Source organism: Vibrio sp. 1978 (assembly GCF_033344345.1).
On the sequence record NZ_JAWPOP010000690.1, the window covers coordinates 1 to 611 of the forward strand.

Annotated in this window: 1 pseudogene; it reads right to left on the reverse strand. The window is 41.4% G+C overall.

What is annotated here, in order from left to right:
• Positions 1-63: 63 nt before the first annotated feature.
• A pseudogene (locus tag R8N49_RS28570) lies at positions 64-611 on the reverse strand (D-lactate dehydrogenase); the annotation flags it as partial.

The following is a 611-nucleotide window of genomic DNA, read 5'->3' on the forward strand; positions in this document are numbered from 1 at the left end:
GGTGTTTATGTTTGATGAATCTCAGATATATAAGCCTAATACTCTAATTTTCAAAACAAGGTCTTAAGCACAGCAGTTACAGTTGCGCTTATATTTGTCCATTTTACCGATACCCGGGTTAAAAGTATTGGTTGGATCAAGCTCGTGGTAGAACTTCTGTAATGAGTTTTCTGCTTCGTACAAATGACCCACATTGTGTTCAGCTGGGTATTTTGCACCGCGACTATTGAGGTGCTCTAACATCAGCTTCTTCATCAATTTGGTATCTGTACCTTTTTTGAAGATGTAATCCTGATGGAAGACGTAACACATGAAGTGCCCGTAATAGAGCGACTGAACCAGATTTTTGCTCACCTCTTCAGGCAAAGTTTCCAACCACTCTTCATCATTTCTGCGCAATGCGATATCGAGCGCAACAATGTCTTCAACCTCGTTGCGATGAATCGTTTCGTAGCGAATCGCAGCCCCAGCCGCCGCAAAACGATGTAAGTAAGCTTTTTTACCTTCATCTGGCGTACATTCGAAGAAATCGCAATCATCTTCAACAGCCCATATTTCTTTCAGGTATTTTTGTGCCTCTTCAATTCCGTCATCACTCATTTTTAGCACTA